This is a genomic window from uncultured Chryseobacterium sp. (assembly GCF_913776365.1).
Taxonomy (GTDB): domain Bacteria; phylum Bacteroidota; class Bacteroidia; order Flavobacteriales; family Weeksellaceae; genus Chryseobacterium.
Genome location: NZ_CAJYMO010000112.1, coordinates 1 through 18,004, shown reverse-complemented (window position 1 = coordinate 18,004; position 18,004 = coordinate 1). Strand labels below are relative to the sequence as shown.

At 43.4% G+C, this 18,004-nt stretch carries 17 protein-coding genes; 1 reads left to right on the top strand and 16 read right to left on the bottom strand.

What is annotated here, in order from left to right:
* Positions 1–205: 205 nt before the first annotated feature.
* Entirely contained in the window at positions 206–598 is a 393-nt protein-coding gene (locus QZ735_RS05510; RefSeq protein ID WP_294245315.1) for a hypothetical protein, read from the bottom strand.
* 363 nt (positions 599–961) lie between these two features.
* Between QZ735_RS05510 and QZ735_RS05505 the strand changes: the two genes are divergently transcribed.
* Positions 962–2,494: an endonuclease gene (locus tag QZ735_RS05505; protein ID WP_294245311.1), complete on the top strand. Its 1,533-nt coding sequence runs from the start codon at positions 962–964 to the stop codon at positions 2,492–2,494.
* Between the two features lie 814 nt (positions 2,495–3,308).
* On the opposite strand, the gene QZ735_RS05500 is transcribed toward QZ735_RS05505, so the two are convergent.
* The 15 genes from QZ735_RS05500 to QZ735_RS05430 all read right to left on the bottom strand — a co-directional run bounded on the left by QZ735_RS05500 (position 3,309) and on the right by QZ735_RS05430 (position 17,819).
* The gene (locus tag QZ735_RS05500; RefSeq protein WP_294245308.1) at positions 3,309–3,962 is read right to left on the bottom strand and encodes a hypothetical protein; all 654 of its coding nucleotides are present in this window, start codon (positions 3,960–3,962) and stop codon (positions 3,309–3,311) included.
* A 32-nt stretch (positions 3,963–3,994) separates the two neighbouring features.
* The gene (locus tag QZ735_RS05495) at positions 3,995–4,768 is read right to left on the bottom strand and encodes a hypothetical protein (protein WP_294245305.1); all 774 of its coding nucleotides are present in this window, start codon (positions 4,766–4,768) and stop codon (positions 3,995–3,997) included.
* Between the two features lie 6 nt (positions 4,769–4,774).
* Positions 4,775–5,143 carry a hypothetical protein gene (locus QZ735_RS05490; RefSeq protein WP_294245303.1) on the bottom strand — a complete coding sequence of 123 codons (369 nt, stop codon included), beginning with the start codon at positions 5,141–5,143 and terminating at the stop codon, positions 4,775–4,777.
* The gene (locus QZ735_RS05485; RefSeq protein ID WP_294245300.1) at positions 5,124–5,684 is read right to left on the bottom strand and encodes a LemA family protein; all 561 of its coding nucleotides are present in this window, start codon (positions 5,682–5,684) and stop codon (positions 5,124–5,126) included. Before QZ735_RS05485 ends, QZ735_RS05490 begins: the two co-directional genes overlap by 20 nt.
* The gene (locus tag QZ735_RS05480; RefSeq protein WP_294245298.1) at positions 5,681–6,331 is read right to left on the bottom strand and encodes a hypothetical protein; all 651 of its coding nucleotides are present in this window, start codon (positions 6,329–6,331) and stop codon (positions 5,681–5,683) included. Before QZ735_RS05480 ends, QZ735_RS05485 begins: the two co-directional genes overlap by 4 nt.
* A gap of 9 nt (positions 6,332–6,340) precedes the next feature.
* The gene (locus QZ735_RS05475) at positions 6,341–6,940 is read right to left on the bottom strand and encodes a hypothetical protein (RefSeq protein WP_294245296.1); all 600 of its coding nucleotides are present in this window, start codon (positions 6,938–6,940) and stop codon (positions 6,341–6,343) included.
* A gap of 5 nt (positions 6,941–6,945) precedes the next feature.
* Complete coding sequence (locus QZ735_RS05470; protein WP_294245294.1) at positions 6,946–9,774, bottom strand: OmpA family protein; 2,829 nt, start codon at positions 9,772–9,774, stop codon at positions 6,946–6,948.
* Positions 9,775–9,786: 12 nt separating this feature from the next.
* Positions 9,787–10,278, bottom strand: coding sequence for a DUF4280 domain-containing protein (locus QZ735_RS05465; protein ID WP_294245292.1), 492 nt, complete (start codon positions 10,276–10,278; stop codon positions 9,787–9,789).
* Between the two features lie 21 nt (positions 10,279–10,299).
* Positions 10,300–11,343 carry a hypothetical protein gene (locus tag QZ735_RS05460; RefSeq protein WP_294245289.1) on the bottom strand — a complete coding sequence of 348 codons (1,044 nt, stop codon included), beginning with the start codon at positions 11,341–11,343 and terminating at the stop codon, positions 10,300–10,302.
* Positions 11,344–11,349: 6 nt separating this feature from the next.
* Positions 11,350–11,628, bottom strand: a complete 279-nt coding sequence (locus tag QZ735_RS05455) for a hypothetical protein (protein WP_294245286.1) — start codon at positions 11,626–11,628, stop codon at positions 11,350–11,352.
* Entirely contained in the window at positions 11,625–12,614 is a 990-nt protein-coding gene (locus tag QZ735_RS05450; protein ID WP_294245285.1) for a DUF2931 family protein, read from the bottom strand. Before QZ735_RS05450 ends, QZ735_RS05455 begins: the two co-directional genes overlap by 4 nt.
* 67 nt (positions 12,615–12,681) lie before the next feature.
* A complete protein-coding gene (locus QZ735_RS05445) occupies positions 12,682–14,103 on the bottom strand; it encodes a DUF2235 domain-containing protein (protein WP_294245282.1) in 1,422 nt (473 codons plus the stop codon).
* Positions 14,104–14,240: 137 nt separating this feature from the next.
* Positions 14,241–14,411 carry a hypothetical protein gene (locus QZ735_RS05440; protein WP_294245279.1) on the bottom strand — a complete coding sequence of 57 codons (171 nt, stop codon included), beginning with the start codon at positions 14,409–14,411 and terminating at the stop codon, positions 14,241–14,243.
* Positions 14,412–14,413: 2 nt separating this feature from the next.
* Positions 14,414–16,345 carry a phage baseplate assembly protein V gene (locus tag QZ735_RS05435; protein WP_294245276.1) on the bottom strand — a complete coding sequence of 644 codons (1,932 nt, stop codon included), beginning with the start codon at positions 16,343–16,345 and terminating at the stop codon, positions 14,414–14,416.
* 1,144 nt (positions 16,346–17,489) lie between these two features.
* Positions 17,490–17,819 (bottom strand): CCC motif membrane protein, encoded by a 330-nt coding sequence (locus QZ735_RS05430; RefSeq protein ID WP_294245274.1) that lies wholly within the window; start codon positions 17,817–17,819, stop codon positions 17,490–17,492.
* Positions 17,820–18,004: the final 185 nt, after the last annotated feature.

Below are 18,004 nucleotides of genomic sequence, written 5' to 3'. Positions count from 1 at the left end.
CGGTATCACAGCGCAGCGCAATAAGCAGTATTCAATTTTATCTTCGATAAAATCTTTGCGCCTTATATCCCATACAGTATGCAAAACCCTTCGCGCCGTTGCGCTTTCCAACATTGACATCATACTTGGTACCAACGTCTCTGATGCTGGTGCGAGCGTCACGCTCGTATTCATACTCATAAAGTGAGCATACAACTGGTGCCGGCTATTTATCTCTTGAAAACCACCCCGTCAAAAATTCTCTGAATTTTTGCCACCCCTCCAAGGGAGGGGAATTTCCGTTAAGCATATTTGCAACAGACTTATGATGAGTATTGGAAAAACACAAGGCTGCAAAGAATGCCGGAAATTCTGTGGTATAAAGCGCAAGGAATTTGGCATAGCCAAATTTTAATACCGCTGAATAGGTTATAGTTACAGGCTTCGGTATCACAGCGCAGCGCAATAAGCAGTATTCAATTTTATCTTCGATAAAATCTTTGCGCCTTATATCCCATACAGTATGCAAAACCCTTCGCGCCATTGCGTTTTCCAACATTGACATTATACTTAGTACTGACGTCTCTGATGCTGGTGCGAGCGTCACGCTCGTATCCATACTTATAAAGTGAGCATATAACTGGTGCCGGCTATTTATCTCTTGAAAACCACCCCGTCAAAAATTCTCTGAATTTTTGCCACCCCTCCGGTTTGAGAGGGGAATTTCTGTTAAGCATATTTGCTTTAGACCTGTGAGGAGTGTTGGAAAACGCGAAGCCGCAAGGAATACCGGAGCATGCTGTGGTCTGGGGCACAAAGAATTTGGCAAAGTCAAATTTTAACGATGTATTGGTATCTTTTCACCGGAATTCAAATTATTATTCACAGAATATCTTCTTTTCTTCCCTGCAGCGAGATTTAACAATTCCGTAATTTTTTATTCCTAAATTTATATTAATCTTACCGGACTAAAATTTCTGATATGAAAAAACCATTATTCTTCTTTACTTTCGCTGCTGCAATGGCCGGTGCTCAGGCTCCTTCAGGGTATTACAGTGCTGCAAACGGATTTTCCGGAGCTTCCCTGAAGACGGCACTCAGCAATATTATCACCAATGGTCACCAGGACAAAGGCTATAACGGACTCTGGACGGCTTACAAGACCACGGACATCGATAAAAATTATGAGAACGACGGTTCGATCCTCGATATTTATTCCGAAAAACCGTCTGGTGCGGATCCTTATAAATATACACCGGGAAGCAACCAGTGCGGCACCTATTCCGTCGAAGGGAACTGCTACAACCGGGAGCATATTATTCCGCAAAGCTTTTTCAGCGAGGCCTCGCCTATGGTTTCTGATATCCATTTTATCAGGGCTACTGACGGAAAAGTAAACGGCATGCGGTCCAATTATCCTTTCGGAAAAGTAGGGACGGCGACCTTTACGTCCAAAAACGGCTCAAAACTCGGGAGCTCCGCTTCTTCAGGATATTCCGGAACGGTTTTCGAGCCGATCGATGAATTCAAAGGAGATGTTGCCAGAATGGTGTTCTATTTTGTCACCCGCTACCAGAGCAAGCTTTCGACTTTTTCTTCAGGCAATATGCTGGGAAGCTCCGCTTTTCCGGGATTGCAGACCTGGGAACTGAATGTGCTGCTGGCATGGCATAACCAGGATCCGGTGTCACAGGCGGAGATCAACCGGAACAATGCGTCCTATACCTATCAGAAAAACAGGAACCCGTTTATCGATAACCCGAATTATGCCAACCAGATCTGGGGATCCGGTACTTCTTCAGGGACCACCCCGCCTCCATCCGGTTCTTCCGGCTGTGTAAATGAAACGTTTGAAAACATTCCGGCTGAAAATACGGCTTCTTACCTGACCAGGACCTGGACGAATAACGGCCTTTCCTGGACCGCCACTGATGCCAGAACCGATCAGACCATTTCCGGCAAAGCCATTACCATCAGGAACGGAGCCCTGACATCCGGCAGTTCAGCCAGCGGAATCGGATCACTGACGGTAACCACGCAGCTGAAATTTACGGGAAGCAACGGAAACTTCCAGGTGAAAGTCAATGGGACAACCGTCGGTACCCTTGCTTATTCTGCCGGTGCAACCACAACAACACTCAGCAATATCAATATTCCGGGCAATGTGACGGTCAGCCTTGAAAACACTTCTTCCGGCAACCGGGTGGCAATCGATAACCTGACCTGGACCTGTTATGGAAACAATTCGGCAAGCAGCAGAGCCGCTGTTCCGTCAGAGCCGGCACTAAATACCCTTACCGTTTCGCCGAATCCGGTTTCCGGAAACGCCATTCAGATTAAAGGCAATACGGAAGGCATTGCAAAGGCAGAAATTTACAATATGCAGGGAAAGTTGCTGCAGACGGTTGCGCAACCGTTTAGAAACAACAGAAATTCCATCAGCATCAAAAATCTTGAACAGGGAGTTTACCTTCTGAAACTGGATGGAACCCTGCTGAAATTCATGGTGAAGTAGCACTGAAAACATCTTGCTGAAAAAGGGCTTCTCTAATCCGGGAAGTCCTTTTGTTTTATATTACTTTATATTGTTTTGTTTAAAAGACACAGGCTGTTGTACCGTAAACCAGTTGTATTCAAATCATATTCAAGGTATCACTTAATCTGACATTAAAGTTATTTACTAACGACTTAAATGGAATGACAAATATCTGTTTAATCATTCATTCTCTCTGAACCTGTTTTGATGATGGAGTTTCCGACATCCTGCTTCTCCTGATATAATGCTCATCATAACGTTTCGGACAGGATTTTATCCTATTCTGTATAAACCCGTCCCTTCGGGACTTTAATACAACATGGATTAAACCGTAACCAGCTGTTTATTTAATCAAAAATAAAATGACTTTTGATGGAATGACGAAAGATTTTGTTTCATCATTTACTCTTTCTGAACCTGTTTTGATGATGGAATTTCCGGCATCCTGCTTACTCCTGATGTAATGCTCATCATAACGTTTCGGATAGGAATTTATCCTATCCTGTATAAAGCCGTCCCTTCGGGACTTTAATACAACATGGATTAAACCGTATCCAGCTGTTTATTCAATCAAAAATAAAATGAAGGGTTATTTAACATGAATCCGATCATGTACAATTCGTTTCAAAAGTCTGAATAAAAGCAATGATCAGAAAGTTTAACAAAACTTTGTTTAGTCTAAAAAAATGATTTCAACAATTTAATACTTTTAGAATTCCGTACCTGAAGTATCTCCGGTATCCGGCATTTTAATCTGTTTATACTTCAATTTTACCCTGGTTTTATTTGTTATTTACTTCATATACCGATACCACGGAGATTGTACTGGCACAGGATATTTCATTCCGAAAACAGCATTGTTTATATAGGCTTCCCGGGATAAGGTGATGTATTTATTCCTGATCCTGCCGTCGTTTTCAATGGTAATACTTAAGATTGAATAATTCCGGCCATCATTCCAGAAAAATGCGGATGGATAGGTAAAAGATCTTCCGCCGGTACCGTTCCACCGTGTTTTTTCCGGATCTACTTTCTGCAGCTGATCAACGATGCCTTTTGCCTGCCCGCGATCCAGACTGACTCTTTCCGTAAGACCGGCGACCGGTTTTCCTTGCTGCTGTACGATCTTCCTGACGAAATCCAGCGAATGTTTTTCATCAGCATAGGTTTCAACAGCGCCTATCTTTCCTTTGTATACGGTAATACGGGTTGCCATTTTACGGTTCAGGGGAATGTTGCCATATCGTAATCCTGTGTTTTCATCACTATAATACTGTACGGTTTTTTTGTCTTCTGAGATATCCTGCAGGAATATTTTTTTGTTGCTGAGACTGTAATTCTTTTCATCAGAACCTACCACTATGGCAGAAACATCAAAAGATGTATCCTGACAACAGATATTGAAAAATACAAAAAAGATCAATAGTACCGGACTTATTTTCCTCATAGTTGTAATGTAATGGAACGAAGATGTTTATGTTAAATAATTTCAAACCCATTTTTTCCTTCCGGAATGTAAAAGGAAATATCCAGCATCAGCTCTTCTTCCGTTTCCCGGTTTTCCAGGGATAAGGCAGGTTCCCCGTTTGCTTTTTTAAGAACGGCTACTTTACCGCCACCGCAAATGAGCATAACAGCTTCCCGGGCAACCGGCTGGATCTCAAATCCTGATTTAAAATCATCCACCAGACCGGAAAACCGGCTTTCGGACTCTGCTTCCGACAGGTACATGGATACCGCCATGTTTTTTTCCCTTTGTGCAATTTCCTTTTTATAGTCATCAAAACGGCCTTCCTGGATAATCCGGCTGACTTTTTTATAAGCGGCATCCAGTTTTTCCCGGCAGTCATCTATCTGATCCAGGTCCTTTCCGTTCTGCCATGCTTCCAGCGTGTAGGGAACCTCTGCTGTAAAAGTCCCGGCATGTTTTATAACAGGCAGTTTTTTTTCGCCCACCGTTTCCGACTGATATTCTCCGAACTGCTTTTCAAGGGTAAAGTCATGAGTGACATCAAAAGTCTTCAGATTAAATTTCACTTCCGATTTGGGATGCAGCTCCGCATCTCCGATGTTGGGAAGAATGGTCACGGAAACCGTCTGGACACCGCTTTTCAGGATAGCATAATTAATGGGAACGGTACTGGCTACCTGGCCCTCAACATTCATGTGGATGACAGGATAATCGTTTATTCTGATCTCGAATAAGCAGGCCGAAGCGCTGAAATCGATCATATGGTAAGGCTGATTTGTCATAAGGTATTAATTTTTGATCATATGCGACCAATCGGTAAACATTTTATTGATTGAAGATGTGTTAATGAGGCTGAAAAGGAACATTCCGGTAACAATAGCCAGCCAGCAATACGCAAGCTTTACCCCGTTTTTATCGGTAATGAAATACAGGATCAAAACAGCAATGGTCCCGAAGAAGAAAGCAAGAAGCATGGTATACAGCAATGCCTGGATAAGATACATATTCAGCTTCAGTTTCCTGAACACCCAGCCGATACAGCTGATGGCAATGGCCATCGCCAATGGCAGCAGCATCGCTCCGAAGAGAACGATTTCAGGCTTTTCGGTAATTATGCCTTCGTAGCCTTGCAATGTATTAAAACTGTACACCTTCATAATGTTTTTCCTGATCCGAAACCTGTAAGAGAGTTCTGTTCCTGTATCCCAGTAGTCCGGCCAGTATCAAATTGGGAAACTCATGGATCCCGATATTATAAAGGTTGACACTGTCGTTAAAAAATTCCCTGCGGTCCGCTATTTTATCTTCCAGCCCCGAAATCCTTTTCTGCAATGCTATAAAATTGCGGTTGGAAACAAGTTCCGGATAATTTTCAGAAACGGCAAAAAAGGACTGCAGGGCTTTTGAAGTCTCATTGGCCAGTTCCGTTTTCCTTTCAGCGTTTGTCGTATCGCTGTAAAATGTCCTCAGCTCTGTAAGACGGCTTAAGATGTCTTTTTCATGATCCATAAACTTTTTCGCCACCTGTACGAGATCCGGGATCTCATCTGCCCTTTGCTTCAAGATTACATCAATATTGGCATATGCTTTTTCCACATTGAATTTCAGCATCACCAGCCGGTTGTACAGCTGAATGAAAAAAGCCAGTACGGAAATGACTACAAATACGGCTATGACAATAGATACAGTTTGGTTCATTGTGATAAAATTAAAATGATAACAGCCGATATCATCAGCCAGGTAAGCATGAATGATCTGAGTAAAGGCTGGTATTTATTCCATACCCCGATCCCTTCAACACCCGTAATTCCCAGTATATTTCTTCCGGTGTCTTTCCTGATAAAAGCGATTCCGTCAGCTGCATCCGCATATCCTACCAGCAGCCTCTGCTGCCCGTCTTTCAGCAAAGTTTCGGTATATCTTTTCTGACTGTCTGAACGGACATTGGTTTTCTTCAACAATATCAATTCAATGCCGTCCGCCTGCACCTCTATCGTTCCCGAGTCATCCTGCATGATAAAGGGGTTGCATCTGGTTTCCCTATGGATCGTATGGTAAGAATAGGAGCCGTCTTTATCTTTTGTAATATCTTCTATAGTGTAATAATATCCTATACATTCTTCTTTTGAAACCGGGGAAACCAAGGCATCTTTCATCATCAGCGTACCCTGGATTTCCACCAGCCCCATTGCTACCGAACTTATTTTTGAAGTAGGCAATGATGCCTGGAGACGGAGAAACTTTTTCCGTGAGTTGGGCAGCATCAGGATGACGGCAATGACAGAAACCATGACCAAGGGCAGCCAGGTAACCGCTTTCTCTGCATAAAAGTCATAGGTATCCATTGATAAATGTTATGGTGTGAATGTTTTTATGATCCTGGAAGCAACATTCTGCCGGAGCTCCGGAACGGTTGCTTTGTTATCCACCATAAAAAGCACTGAGGAAATGTCGGGCTTATTGTCTGTATATTCATAATACTGAACCAATACCAGCGTTTTGTCTCTCAGGGTCCAGGCATAGGCGGAATTTCCCAGGACTTTCCCTTCGCTGTTTTTTCCGGGAATCCCGGCGAGCACTTTAGGTGCTTTGTATTTTGATTTGAGGTAAGCCAGCAATTCGTTGCCGGCAGCCGTGTCTTCCACTTCTATTTTGATCCCTTCCGTTAACCGTTCTGTCGTATTATTGATGAGTACGCCTACTGAAGAGCTTTTTATGGCGTTGGCCTTACTATTTTTAAAGGCGATGTTTCCGAAGATAAAGTTGCTTACGTCAGGAGTGTGGGCTATCGGAAGTGTGGTAACCATCTCCCGGGCCTCGGTTTTCACCCTTGCCCCTTTTAAGATTTCTTTATAATTTTTTGAAAAATCGGTTTTTTCAAGATCGGTTTTTCCCTGAGACTGACAGGATAAACAGGCGATGCAGCACAAAATGACGGCGAGTATTTTTTTCATATTTATTAATTTCTTATTAATGGAATGTCAGCGCTGATGCCGAAAAGTTCTTCCAGGCTTTTGATCACATCGAATTTTGGAACCACCTCATTGTATTTCCCTTCGGAAATAATCCCTTCTTCTTCACTTCCTCCTTTCAGTTCCCCCGGTTTTTTACTGCCTCCCCGCGGAACTTTCTTTGTCATGGACATTCCTACTTTTCCTTTGATCACATATTCGGCATTGAGCCCGTCAAAGCCTAATGCAGGCCTGTAGTTCAGTCCTTTATCATCATATTTCACGCCATGACCGAATGTTACTGAGGCATATCCTTTCCCGCTCATCTCAAAATAGCCTTCCACTTTCACCACAATCAGCGTAGCTTCCGCCTTAATCCATACGCCTGCTTTCAGCTCCAGTTTCAGGGTATTGTTGACTTCCAGTTTCATCTGGTTATCCCCTGCATCGCTTACGGTATTAAAGGAAAAACCGATCGCCGTCTTGATCACACTACTGACCACCAGATCAATAAAGACATCGGAACTCGCTTTCGCTCCGAAATCGTCATTCCCGAATTCGGCACCCGTGTTCATTTTGTCCTTGATGATTCCATACAGCCTTACGGCTCCGGGAGCGGCTGTTCCGCCACTTACGGCTCCGGCCACCAGTCCTACGGCAGTACACAACAGGTCTATGGTCATTTCAAGCCCTATCAGCGGATCTGCATTAAAGGAGATATCGATTTTTGTGCCTAATCTTTCAATTTCTGTACCTTTTTTCTTTGCTCTTTCCAGATTCCATTCTGCTTTGAGATTAAGATTAGGAGGCTTTACAGCAAATGTCATCGGGATCCCTTTGAATCCCATATTCCGTACCTGCCCTTTGGTCTTGTTGGTGATACCCTGCGACATGGCGCCTACAGAGGCAAAGAGATCGTATAATTTTTTGAATTTGGTTTCATATTCTGCTTTTAGTTCCTTGCTCCGCTGATAGTTACCGTTGGCATTTCTGTCCCACTCGCTCTTCAGGCTGAAGCCGAAAGAGGCATCTTTCTGTTTCCATCTCGCTTCGGCACCTGCCTTACCGGCTTTTTTCTGCAGTTCCTTATGTTTGCCTGCATGCTGGTTCTGCCAGCTGACTCCAAGATCATTGGTGAGATTGATAAAAAATGTCAGTGTCCATTTGATGTCAGGAAAGGCTTTCAACAGTACGGTTGTGCGTTTATCATTGCTGAAATACCGGCAGGTATGCATATGGAAATGAAACTGGTTCGGGTTTGTGGACATTGGCCAGATATACTGAATGGGCAATGCATTGAAATGCGACAGATCCGAATATACCTTGTAATTAAATGAAGGTGCAGCAAACGACTGTTTCGTATCGCCTTTGTCTACTGCCTGGCCTACATCGATAACCGTAATTTCCTTTTTGTGTTTTTCTCTGCCTTTGAAGCAGGCTTTCGTATCGAAACCTTCGATATCTATCGTGAGGCTTTTTTTCATGGTGACACCGGGTGCCACCACTTCATAGTTGATGGTATGGGCATCATGTGCATTGAAGACAAAGGAAATATCTACCCTCCTGTTGTTTTCATAGTCCTTTTCATCCCTGAACCTGGCATTGTCACGGCCCATTTTATCATCGGTAGGGTCTATTTCGCCCTTTCCTGTGGAGATGATCCTTCCGGGATCCAACCCGCCGTCGGCAAAGAATTTCTTCACGATATCCGCTCTTTTCTGGGACAACCCCCTGTTATAATTCTCCTTTCCGATGACGCAGGCATACCCGCTCAGGTTCATGGTAGAATCTTTATGCTCGAGCAGGAATTTCAATACGTTGTTGAGGATGGCCTCCCCGTCCTTATCGATAACAGTAGAATCAAATTTATAGAATATCGTTCTTACGATTTTCTCCTGGAGCGGTATCCCGTTCAGCTTCTTCAATCCTTTCCCGTTATCGAAGACCGTAATGGTGGTATTGTTGGGCGTTCCGTCCTTTATTTCGGTTTCGGTAAATTTAATCACTTCAAATTTACAGGGTTCATAACGGACAGCGTTTACATCAGGCTTATATACTTTGGTCGGAGTCTGGTTCTGGCTTACAGCGGAGTGGGTGGTCGCCACTTTATTTTTAATATTCAGATAGACGGCATGGAGATCATCGCCCAACCGGTCTTTGATGTATTTCCCGGAGGCGTCTTTTACTTTGATGTAAAATTCCTCAACATTCTGGATATTGCTTACATACGCCATCCAGGCATAGGTGTTTTCTATCTTCAGGTTCACTTCCCCATCGATAACCTGCACATTGTTATACGTATGGATGGGCTTATCTTTTCTCGCATACTGCTGATTCCAGACTTCTATGGTAACGGCGCTTCCGTTGAGCCCCTCAGTAGACAGGTTGAGGTATACTACGTTTCCGAAGGAAATATAATTGGTCTTTTTATTGTTCTTGATGCTGTTCAGGCTTCCCCTCTGGGTAGTCCAGCGGCTGGCAACGATCCGGGGTTCGCACCAGCCTCTGATATAGATGCCGGTATGGTTTACCGTATCCCTTTTTCCTGAAAGGCTGGCTTCAATATAATAATGGTAAGTTCCGCAAAACGGTTTCGTTATTTTAAACTTATAACCGGTAGATGACGGAAGCTGATTGATGATGACCTTACGGTCGTTGCTCTGCCTCATCCAGATCACCGGTTTTTTCTTGTCCTCATCGGTGGTGCCCGCAAGCCATTCCGCCACTTCAAAAGTGACCCACTGATCGGGCTGGACAGTTACCCGCTGCCCGGGAACAGACATTTTCGGATAATAGATCCCTTCTGTCACTTTTATTTTCTTTACCCCTTTTGCCATTGGTTTTGTCTTTTAGTTTACGGCATCCTGCCCGCCTGTAAAAGAGGGCTCTTCCTGATACATACTTTCCGGATCCACCAGCGGGTTGATTTGCTGCTGCACTTCCGGATCGGCATTTTTAAAATTCTGCGGGCCGGCCTCTGCCCGCTGCCCGTGATCGATGATTTCAATGCACGGTATACCGGCTACGGCACAGATGGCTTTGCTCTCTTCAAGGACGATAAACCCGCCATTGCTGAGCCGGACTTTATCATAAAAGTCTTTCCACTCGGTCACCATGATTTTACACGGCGGCGGCGGGCCTCCGTTTTTGGTACAGTTGCCGAAGGTATTCTTCTCAAAAGTGGCTCCTCCGATCTCTTTGGTGGTAACGATAAGCTTTTTGGCCGCAGCCTTATCGTTGGCATATTCCTTTGTATGCGTAAGCACTTTAAGGGCATCCGGAAGCTGCCCGAACTGGCACCTGCACAGAGCGCCCTGTACTACAATATGTTTTTCTGCCATAATTTTTTTTATTCCGTCCTGTTATTCATCATCTATTTTTGCAATCACCACTGAAACTTTTTTCCTTTCTGTAAGCTTGATGCTGCATTCCAGATACATGGATTCCGGAAACGAGGTCTGCCCGTTCAGGTAATACTGCATCCGGAAAGAACCGTCCGTATTCATGTCTGCCTGTTGCTCTGCCCCGGGAGAAAAAGGAAACCTGCTGATAAAATCCGAAGCACTTCTCTCATCGTACAGGGTACCGTAGCCTTCCAGCTGGATTTGGTCATATTCATCTTTCACCGGATCAATTTCCAGCGCGATCCTGTAATTTGCCTCAACCGGGTTATTGACTACCGGGAAGTTTTCAATCTCTTCCGTTTTATAATGCCGGCCAAATCCCTGGTATATTCCAAAGAACAGGGTGCGCAGGAAATAATCGTTTTTCATCAGCAGGCTTACCTTCTCCGGTTCCTGCAGGATCTCTTCCATCTTCAGGCAATAGCCCTCTACCGTCTCACCACCGAACTCTTTAAAGACTTCCTTTTTTATGCCGGGCCACCTTTCCTTAAAGGCCGTTCCGTTTTCAATACTCTGCAGTTTTCCTTTTCTATCGGTACTGACCTGAAGCGGATACAATACCTTCGATGTTTTATAAGCCAGCAGATCGGCAATCTCATTTACTTCTTCTTCATTCAGGTATAGTTTCGGGATCCTATCCACTTCAAAATAATGAAGGTGGTTTTCCGATTTCAGCCATCTTACCATGGTTTCATATTTCAGCTCGTTCCTGGTATTTCCGTTCTCTATGATGATGATAACGCCATATCTGCAGGATACATCTTCCGGCTGGAACATCAGGGTGTTTCCATGCCCGAATGGTACCAGCCTGCTTTTATCGGCTACGGCAGTCCTAGGGAGAAAAAGTTCTTTCTGATCCGTCAGTGTGATCAGGATCATATCCCTTACTTCGCAGTGATTGTTATGGAACCTTTTCAGCTCTTCCACCGGCAGATTATACAGGGCAGCAATGCTTTTGAGTGTCTGATCCTGTCCGACAATATGTTTATTGAATTTCTGCATACTTCATTACAAACCTCCCAGGTAAATAAAAACGGCAAGTACCACAATAATAAGTCCTGCATTTACCAAAGCCGGCTGTTTCTTTTTATGGGATAAAAAACGGATGGTCTCATATACCATATAGATTCCCCAGGCCGAAAGCAATACCAACCCGATCAGTAAGGACGGATCAACTCCCATTCCGTTATTGCCGCTGCCGGTATCCAGCTTTTTACGGGCAAGGAAGAAAAGGGGAACCAATGCCGTAAAAAATCTGATGAGAAAGTGAATTACTGTGCCTTTCATTTTTTAAAAATTTTAAATAGTACATCGTTCAGGACATATTTTTTATCCTTCTGCTGCAGAAAAATCCGGATGGCTGTATTGTCCGGATTTATGTCGAGTACCAGTTCAGCGGGAATTTCCTGATCTAATGAAGTAAAAGTATTGTAAGTCTGCCCTTTTACGAAATCAGATGGAAATTTCGGACCGTTCTCCGCCTTGTAATTGGTTCTGTAGTATTTTTCATCTTTGGAAAAGATGATTCTTGCTTCAAATTCCTTACCCTGATCCATCCATTTCAGCCAGATATTATACGGAATTCCGGTCTCGCTATACTCTTTGCGGTCTGCATACAGGGTTTCTTTTTCCATATTGATGGTACCTATCTGCAACCATGTCACTTTCCGGGAAGGATTGATTTTCAGCTTGTATTTTTTCCGGTACAGATCCACATTATCATAAGGCAAAGATTTTTCTGCGATCTGTCTTTTGAGATCTTCGCTGTAGTTTTTGAACCAGCCGTCATAAATTTCTTTCTGGCTCCGTTCATCATCGATCACATCGCTGAATTTTTCATACTTCTTTTCTAAAGCCTGGAACTTCTGTATTTCCTTCTGGTTTTCATTTCCCCTGATCCAGAGAACGATGACACCGTTCAGCGCCACACCGACGGAAAAATAATTATATTTCGGAGATTCCAGTCCACTGACCGGATTTTTTATTTTTTCCTGAAGCAGTTTTTCGATTTCCATTTCCGGCAGCCTGAATTCACCTTCAAAAAACTTATTTTCGATGTAGGAATAGTAGCCTATCTTTAACAGGGCGGGAACTTCTTTCAGTTCATCTCGTATGACAAAACTGTTTCCCATTCCCCACTGTCCGCCCAGGGTAACCCCCAGCCCGGGTATCGGAACCATTTCATTGCCGGAAGAATAAAACGTTTGCCTGTAGGTATCGATATCATAATTTTCAGGAGTTCCTATTCCTGCATCATAGCGGTATTTTTTCATAGCGGATGTCTGGGCATTATAGAGATGTATAATACTTAGTAAAAAAAGAACTGTTATATTTCTGATGTTAACCATAAACCGATTTTCTTATTCTGCCTGCTCTCGGACCATGTCCTAATTTTTCAGTAGCGGACCAGTGGATATATTGGTTGATTAATTTTTTTTCATTTTCAATATCAAGGTACGATTTATACGATATACGCCTTCTTTCACCGAATTCTGTTTTCTTTACCGTTTCAATATATTGTGCCAGCTTTGATTTTACATAATGTAAAATATGCGGCCGGTCTCCTGCGGTTTCGGGAATTTTAAACTTTTCCGTAACGGCATTTATATTAAAGGCACTGCCCTTTTCATCAGATAATCCGCACATAAAATGGAGCGGTATGTAGCTGTATTTTTTATCTATGAATCTTTCACCCTGCAGACCGATATAATTCACATATTTGTTGGAATGTGGCGCGATGGTGATCTGCTTATCCAAGTACCACCCTTCGGAAATGAACGGCATCCTTTTCTGATTGGCCAGGTTGTTATATTCATTCCTGTCATTGATTACCCTTGCCGGTGATACGATGGTTTTGTGATACTGCTTAAAAGTTTCGCTTTCATAGCATCCTCCGATATCTGCATGAGCACCCGGCAGCAACAATTCAAGACCTCTGTTTCCGGTACTTTCAATAGTGGTGATGTTAAAGTTCTCCCGCCACTCATGTCCTGCGGCAATCTGTACGATGTGGGAAACTTTGGGCCCGCTTATGGCACTTAACCCAAGTTCCGCCCTGTCACTTCTGGAGGTGTTATCATTCTCAAAATTTCCGCCGTAGGACGAAACCGTGTCATACAAACCCACAAAATGGACTTTAAGATTGGCGATCGTAATACCGTCACGGTCACAGAGATATCCTAAATGTCCCTTTGCCGGCAGTCTTCTCTTGCTTACAGAATACCCGTCCAGGTCTGTAAAGCCGCTGTCTGTGAAAGTAGCATCATATGCAGATTTCGTTACCTCGTTTACAAATGCCCGTGCTGCAGCCGCTCCACGGCTGAATCCATAGACATCGATGGTGATTTTCACCGTGGTCCCGGGTGTAAGCCTTTCTCTCAGTTTTTCGCAGCCCTTTCTGATCTTTGCCCTGATGCCGGTACTTCCCAGGCCCATGGTATAGCCGGCAACAGAATCCGTATCGCCGTTCAGGGTGCCGATGCCTTCAATATAAATGAAAGGTGCCGATGTATAAAAATGATACATCCTGGCCACATTGGAGTAATCATTCAGGTAGCTGTCTTTATCAAATCCCCAAGGTTCTTCTTTTACCGCTCTTTCGTCATATCTTTCCCCTCTGTTCTTTTTATCTTTTTCTTTCCTGATGTAGCTGTTCCGTTCGTTATTTAACGTTCCGTCAAAGAAAAATCCCAACCTGATCTCCATCGTTCCGTCATCCTCTTCTTCAGGAGGCGAATACTCTCCGAAAGTAACATTAGCCATATTCTTTATTTTTTGGGTTTTACATACTGAACCATCTGTTGCAGCGGATATTTTTGATCTTGCTGCTGTATGGATACCTTTGCAGAGTCACCTGTACTATACCCGCTTTGCTTTTGCGCGGTATTTTTCAGCTCAAATTATTTATTTCCATGCGACATTATTTTCTTATTGCTGGCGAGTATCAGATTTCCTTTCGTAGCTTCCGTATTGATTTTCTGCGCCATTTTCTCCAGCTTTTTTCCTGTAGTGAGATGGTAGGAATCATGTACTTTGATGATGATGTTCTTTGCGGTCTTCCGTATAGCCATACTTAAAAGAGTTTTGATTTTTCGGCACTGTTGAATTCCACAATTTTCCCACTCTGCATCGTCATATTTTCCTTTTCACTGAACATGGCGATTTCCCCTGCTATTTCATGGGAGGTTCCAGATTGCCGCCTGAATTCTTTTTCCACCATTTCGGTTCTGGTATCCGAAGATTCCCGGATATCACCGGAAGCGGTCTGTACGATATCTGTTCCCGCGGTAGAAATAATGTTCTCGTTGGCAGCGCTGGTAATGCTTTCCCCGGCATCAATGGAAATCTCCTTTCCGGCTGTGATGCTGATGTTTTCCCCTGCTTTCAGGGTAAAGTTTTTGGGTGCATTGACGGAAATATTGCCTTTACCGTCCATAAAAAAGAAATTACCGCTCGGATCAATGATGTTGACGCTTCCTTCTTCGTCATTCATCAGTATTTTTATTCCGCTACGGGTCTGGATGGATTTCAGGTGATTGTTGATGCCTCCACCAAGGCCTGTGCCTCCGTGAAACATACCGCCCATCACAAAAGGCCTGTCGGGATGGTTATGCACAAAATTCACCATTACCTGGTCCCCTATTTCAGGAACGGCCACATAACCTCTGTTCTGGGTCACCTGGTCGGTTCCGCCGGCATCAGGACTCATCATCCTTATAAAATGAGTGGTCTCATTAGCCTGCCAGTCAAACCTCACGGTAACCCTTCCCTGTCCTTCGGGATCAACATTGGAGATTACCGTAGCCGTCTGCGGTTCTGCTTTGGGAATGGTAAATTCCGGCTTCGGCATAAAACCGGTGTCTGAGGCGATGCCCTTGAAAGATCCTTTGTAATGCCCCAGCGTATCGATCTCATGTTCCGTTTCAATCATCATGATTTTGGTAAAGTATGAGGTTTCATTCGTATCAGGCTTACGCATCTGGATATCCGCAATGCAGCCGGGATACAGAAAGGGAACGGTAGTGGATCCGGATACACTGAAAACATTTACCGCTTCGCTTCCGGAAGTGCTCTTCTGGGAATACTCAATATCCATATGGGTGGATGCTTTGATGGGGGCTACCCGCAGAGAAGGCGTCCTGAAAATTTTATCGTTATGCTGGTACGCTGTTTTGGCGAGATCGCTCACATGCTGTACCGGAGTGGCAGCAGAAGTCAGTTTTTCGTGCCTGCTGCTGTTGTACCCGTAATACTGAGGCTTGATATGCACTGCCTTCAGCTCAACTTTTATATCGCCGGCACTGCTGCCGTAAATGAGCTTTATGGGTTTGTTCTGAGGAGGAAGCTTTCCGAAATGAAGGACTTCACCATCATAATAAAACTGTTCGCCATAGGCTTCTGCCATTCTTGCCAGGTAGTTATAATGGGTTTCGTCATACTGGCTGCTGTAGAGGATCTGCGAATAATCGTTGGTATCAATCCTGATATCAAAACGGCTTCTGTCAATTCCCTGCCTGATAACCTCTTCAGCAATAATTCCCATATTTACCGGCTGCTGGCCGCCGAAACTCTGAATATGGGGCGCCGCATCCAGTAAGATGGTAGGACTGTAGCCGGAGAGCACAACACTTCCCAGGCTCATCTGTTCCTGACTAAACCCTACGCCTGTTATAATTCCCACAAACGTACGTTCCGGGCTATTGGGAATATCTTTATAGGCAATAATGACCGTGAGGCGCTTCCCCAGGAATGTGTTGGCCTCCTCCAAAGTATGGCTCTGGCGGCTGTCAAGAGCATCATGTGCGAGTGTCAGGCTGAATTCATGATGTTTCTGCGCACTCTGGGTGAGCCTGAAATGTTTGTAGTGGCTGATCACTTTCCCTTCAATAACTACGGATAATTTTACCAGCCGGTTAATCCCCGAATGATGATGCTCCGCAACACCGTCCGCATTCTGGGAAGGGCGGAATAATTTATCAGAACTGTTTTTATGGGTACTGGACATATATTGTGATTATGGTAGGTTAAATGTATAAAAATTGTTTATAAAACGGAAACCGGTATGCAAAAACCAGTACTTCTTCCTGTTTTCCGGCATATGCAACCAGCATGTTTCCATGGCGGAATCTCTATCTATGCTGTCATCGCCGGATTCCCACAGCAAGTCATATCCTGATCCTGATTGATGTACATTCAGATTTTGTACGGACGTTGCAGAATACTGACGGATCATGTCCCGATATTTTTAAAATATGCATTTTCTGCTTTGCACTCCCATATAACCCTAAGGTTTCTTTTTCAACAGACAACATAATAAAGTATTTTACTAATTAAAATTTATAATTTATCAATGATAAGCATTAAATCGTAAACGGCTTATGATCTGAATTCAATATCGTCATTAATAATCAATGGCTATAAACTGAATACAGCTATGTATTTGTACAAATATAAATGTCATAATCCGGTTTAAAAAACTTTTGAAGGGAAGATTGAAATTTTGTAGTAGTTCTACGACTGAGGCTGAATGTAAAAAATGATAAGCCTTGCTGTGCTCATGAAAGTGCCCGTTTTTTTTCCATAACCGCATGAAGACGAATACCGGATGCTACTACCTGCTATTTGTAAAGCCGCTTGATTATCAAATATTATGAATGACTCTATCAATAGCGTGAACCTGACTATATCTGAATTGTATTCAATTTATTATTTGAATAGATTTTGTTCGATTACTCATTCTTTCTGATCCTGTTTCTGATAAAAAAAACTTGCGGCATTCTGCTTATTGCTGATTTAATGATAATCTGATAGGATTTTATCCTATCCTGTAGAAAAGCCGTCCCTTCAGGACTTTAAAAAACACAAATTAAATCGTATTCAGCTGTTTATTTAATCAAAGATAAAATTAAGGCTGTGAAATAAGGGACGGATGTAAACAGAATAACAAAATATTTCTTTTGATCACTCATTCTTTCTGGATCCTATTGCTGATAAAAGAAACCTTCCTGCCTCCGGAGTTTTTTTTCCAACTTTCTAACTGATAGCGGTTTCGGATTCCCGTTATTACTATTTTTTTTCCGGAAAACGTCAGGAATAAAAAATCCTTCTCCGGTGTGGAAGAAGGATTTTTTGTGAAACCAAGGTTTTTATTACTGTCCCTGCAGTTCCCTTAATCTTTCCTGGAGCAGCTGAGGATCCATCAGTGCATCGGTTCCGATCGCTGAGATAATGTAGATGTAGTAGATCACTGAAAGTATATTCAGTACAAGACCGATGATACAGAGCAATCTTCCTGTCTTCAGGTTATTGTAGTTGTCGTACTGCCCGGGATTCTGGTTGTATAGTGCCATATCCTTATTGGCCAGCACCAGTCCGATACAGGCAGCAATCAGCCCCACGATTCCGTAGCAGCAGCAGGTGACGATGGATGCAATTCCCAGTACGAGAACGCCGGTGGCGTTAGGTAATTTCTGATTCATAGTTTATCATATTTAATGTTGATGTAGTGATAAGAGCGGATGCTTGATAAAATAGGCAACCACCATGATAACGGCATTGATGATAGCCAGGAAAACCAGTAAATTGCTGTAATTCCTTTTTTTATCCGCAAAGTTAAGGATGATTACAGCAAAAAAAAGAAGCAGGGTATATACTGCCGGAAACA

Coding starts and splice junctions, on each gene's coding strand:
- QZ735_RS05510 (WP_294245315.1), bottom strand. CDS start 598: ATGGATACGAGCGTGACGCTCGCACCAGCATCAGAGACGTCAGTACTA.
- QZ735_RS05505 (WP_294245311.1), top strand. CDS start 962: ATGAAAAAACCATTATTCTTCTTTACTTTCGCTGCTGCAATGGCCGGT.
- QZ735_RS05500 (WP_294245308.1), bottom strand. CDS start 3,962: ATGAGGAAAATAAGTCCGGTACTATTGATCTTTTTTGTATTTTTCAAT.
- QZ735_RS05495 (WP_294245305.1), bottom strand. CDS start 4,768: ATGACAAATCAGCCTTACCATATGATCGATTTCAGCGCTTCGGCCTGC.
- QZ735_RS05490 (WP_294245303.1), bottom strand. CDS start 5,143: ATGAAGGTGTACAGTTTTAATACATTGCAAGGCTACGAAGGCATAATT.
- QZ735_RS05485 (WP_294245300.1), bottom strand. CDS start 5,684: ATGAACCAAACTGTATCTATTGTCATAGCCGTATTTGTAGTCATTTCC.
- QZ735_RS05480 (WP_294245298.1), bottom strand. CDS start 6,331: ATGGATACCTATGACTTTTATGCAGAGAAAGCGGTTACCTGGCTGCCC.
- QZ735_RS05475 (WP_294245296.1), bottom strand. CDS start 6,940: ATGAAAAAAATACTCGCCGTCATTTTGTGCTGCATCGCCTGTTTATCC.
- QZ735_RS05470 (WP_294245294.1), bottom strand. CDS start 9,774: ATGGCAAAAGGGGTAAAGAAAATAAAAGTGACAGAAGGGATCTATTAT.
- QZ735_RS05465 (WP_294245292.1), bottom strand. CDS start 10,278: ATGGCAGAAAAACATATTGTAGTACAGGGCGCTCTGTGCAGGTGCCAG.
- QZ735_RS05460 (WP_294245289.1), bottom strand. CDS start 11,343: ATGCAGAAATTCAATAAACATATTGTCGGACAGGATCAGACACTCAAA.
- QZ735_RS05455 (WP_294245286.1), bottom strand. CDS start 11,628: ATGAAAGGCACAGTAATTCACTTTCTCATCAGATTTTTTACGGCATTG.
- QZ735_RS05450 (WP_294245285.1), bottom strand. CDS start 12,614: ATGAAAAAATACCGCTATGATGCAGGAATAGGAACTCCTGAAAATTAT.
- QZ735_RS05445 (WP_294245282.1), bottom strand. CDS start 14,103: ATGGCTAATGTTACTTTCGGAGAGTATTCGCCTCCTGAAGAAGAGGAT.
- QZ735_RS05440 (WP_294245279.1), bottom strand. CDS start 14,411: ATGGCTATACGGAAGACCGCAAAGAACATCATCATCAAAGTACATGAT.
- QZ735_RS05435 (WP_294245276.1), bottom strand. CDS start 16,345: ATGTCCAGTACCCATAAAAACAGTTCTGATAAATTATTCCGCCCTTCC.
- QZ735_RS05430 (WP_294245274.1), bottom strand. CDS start 17,819: ATGAATCAGAAATTACCTAACGCCACCGGCGTTCTCGTACTGGGAATT.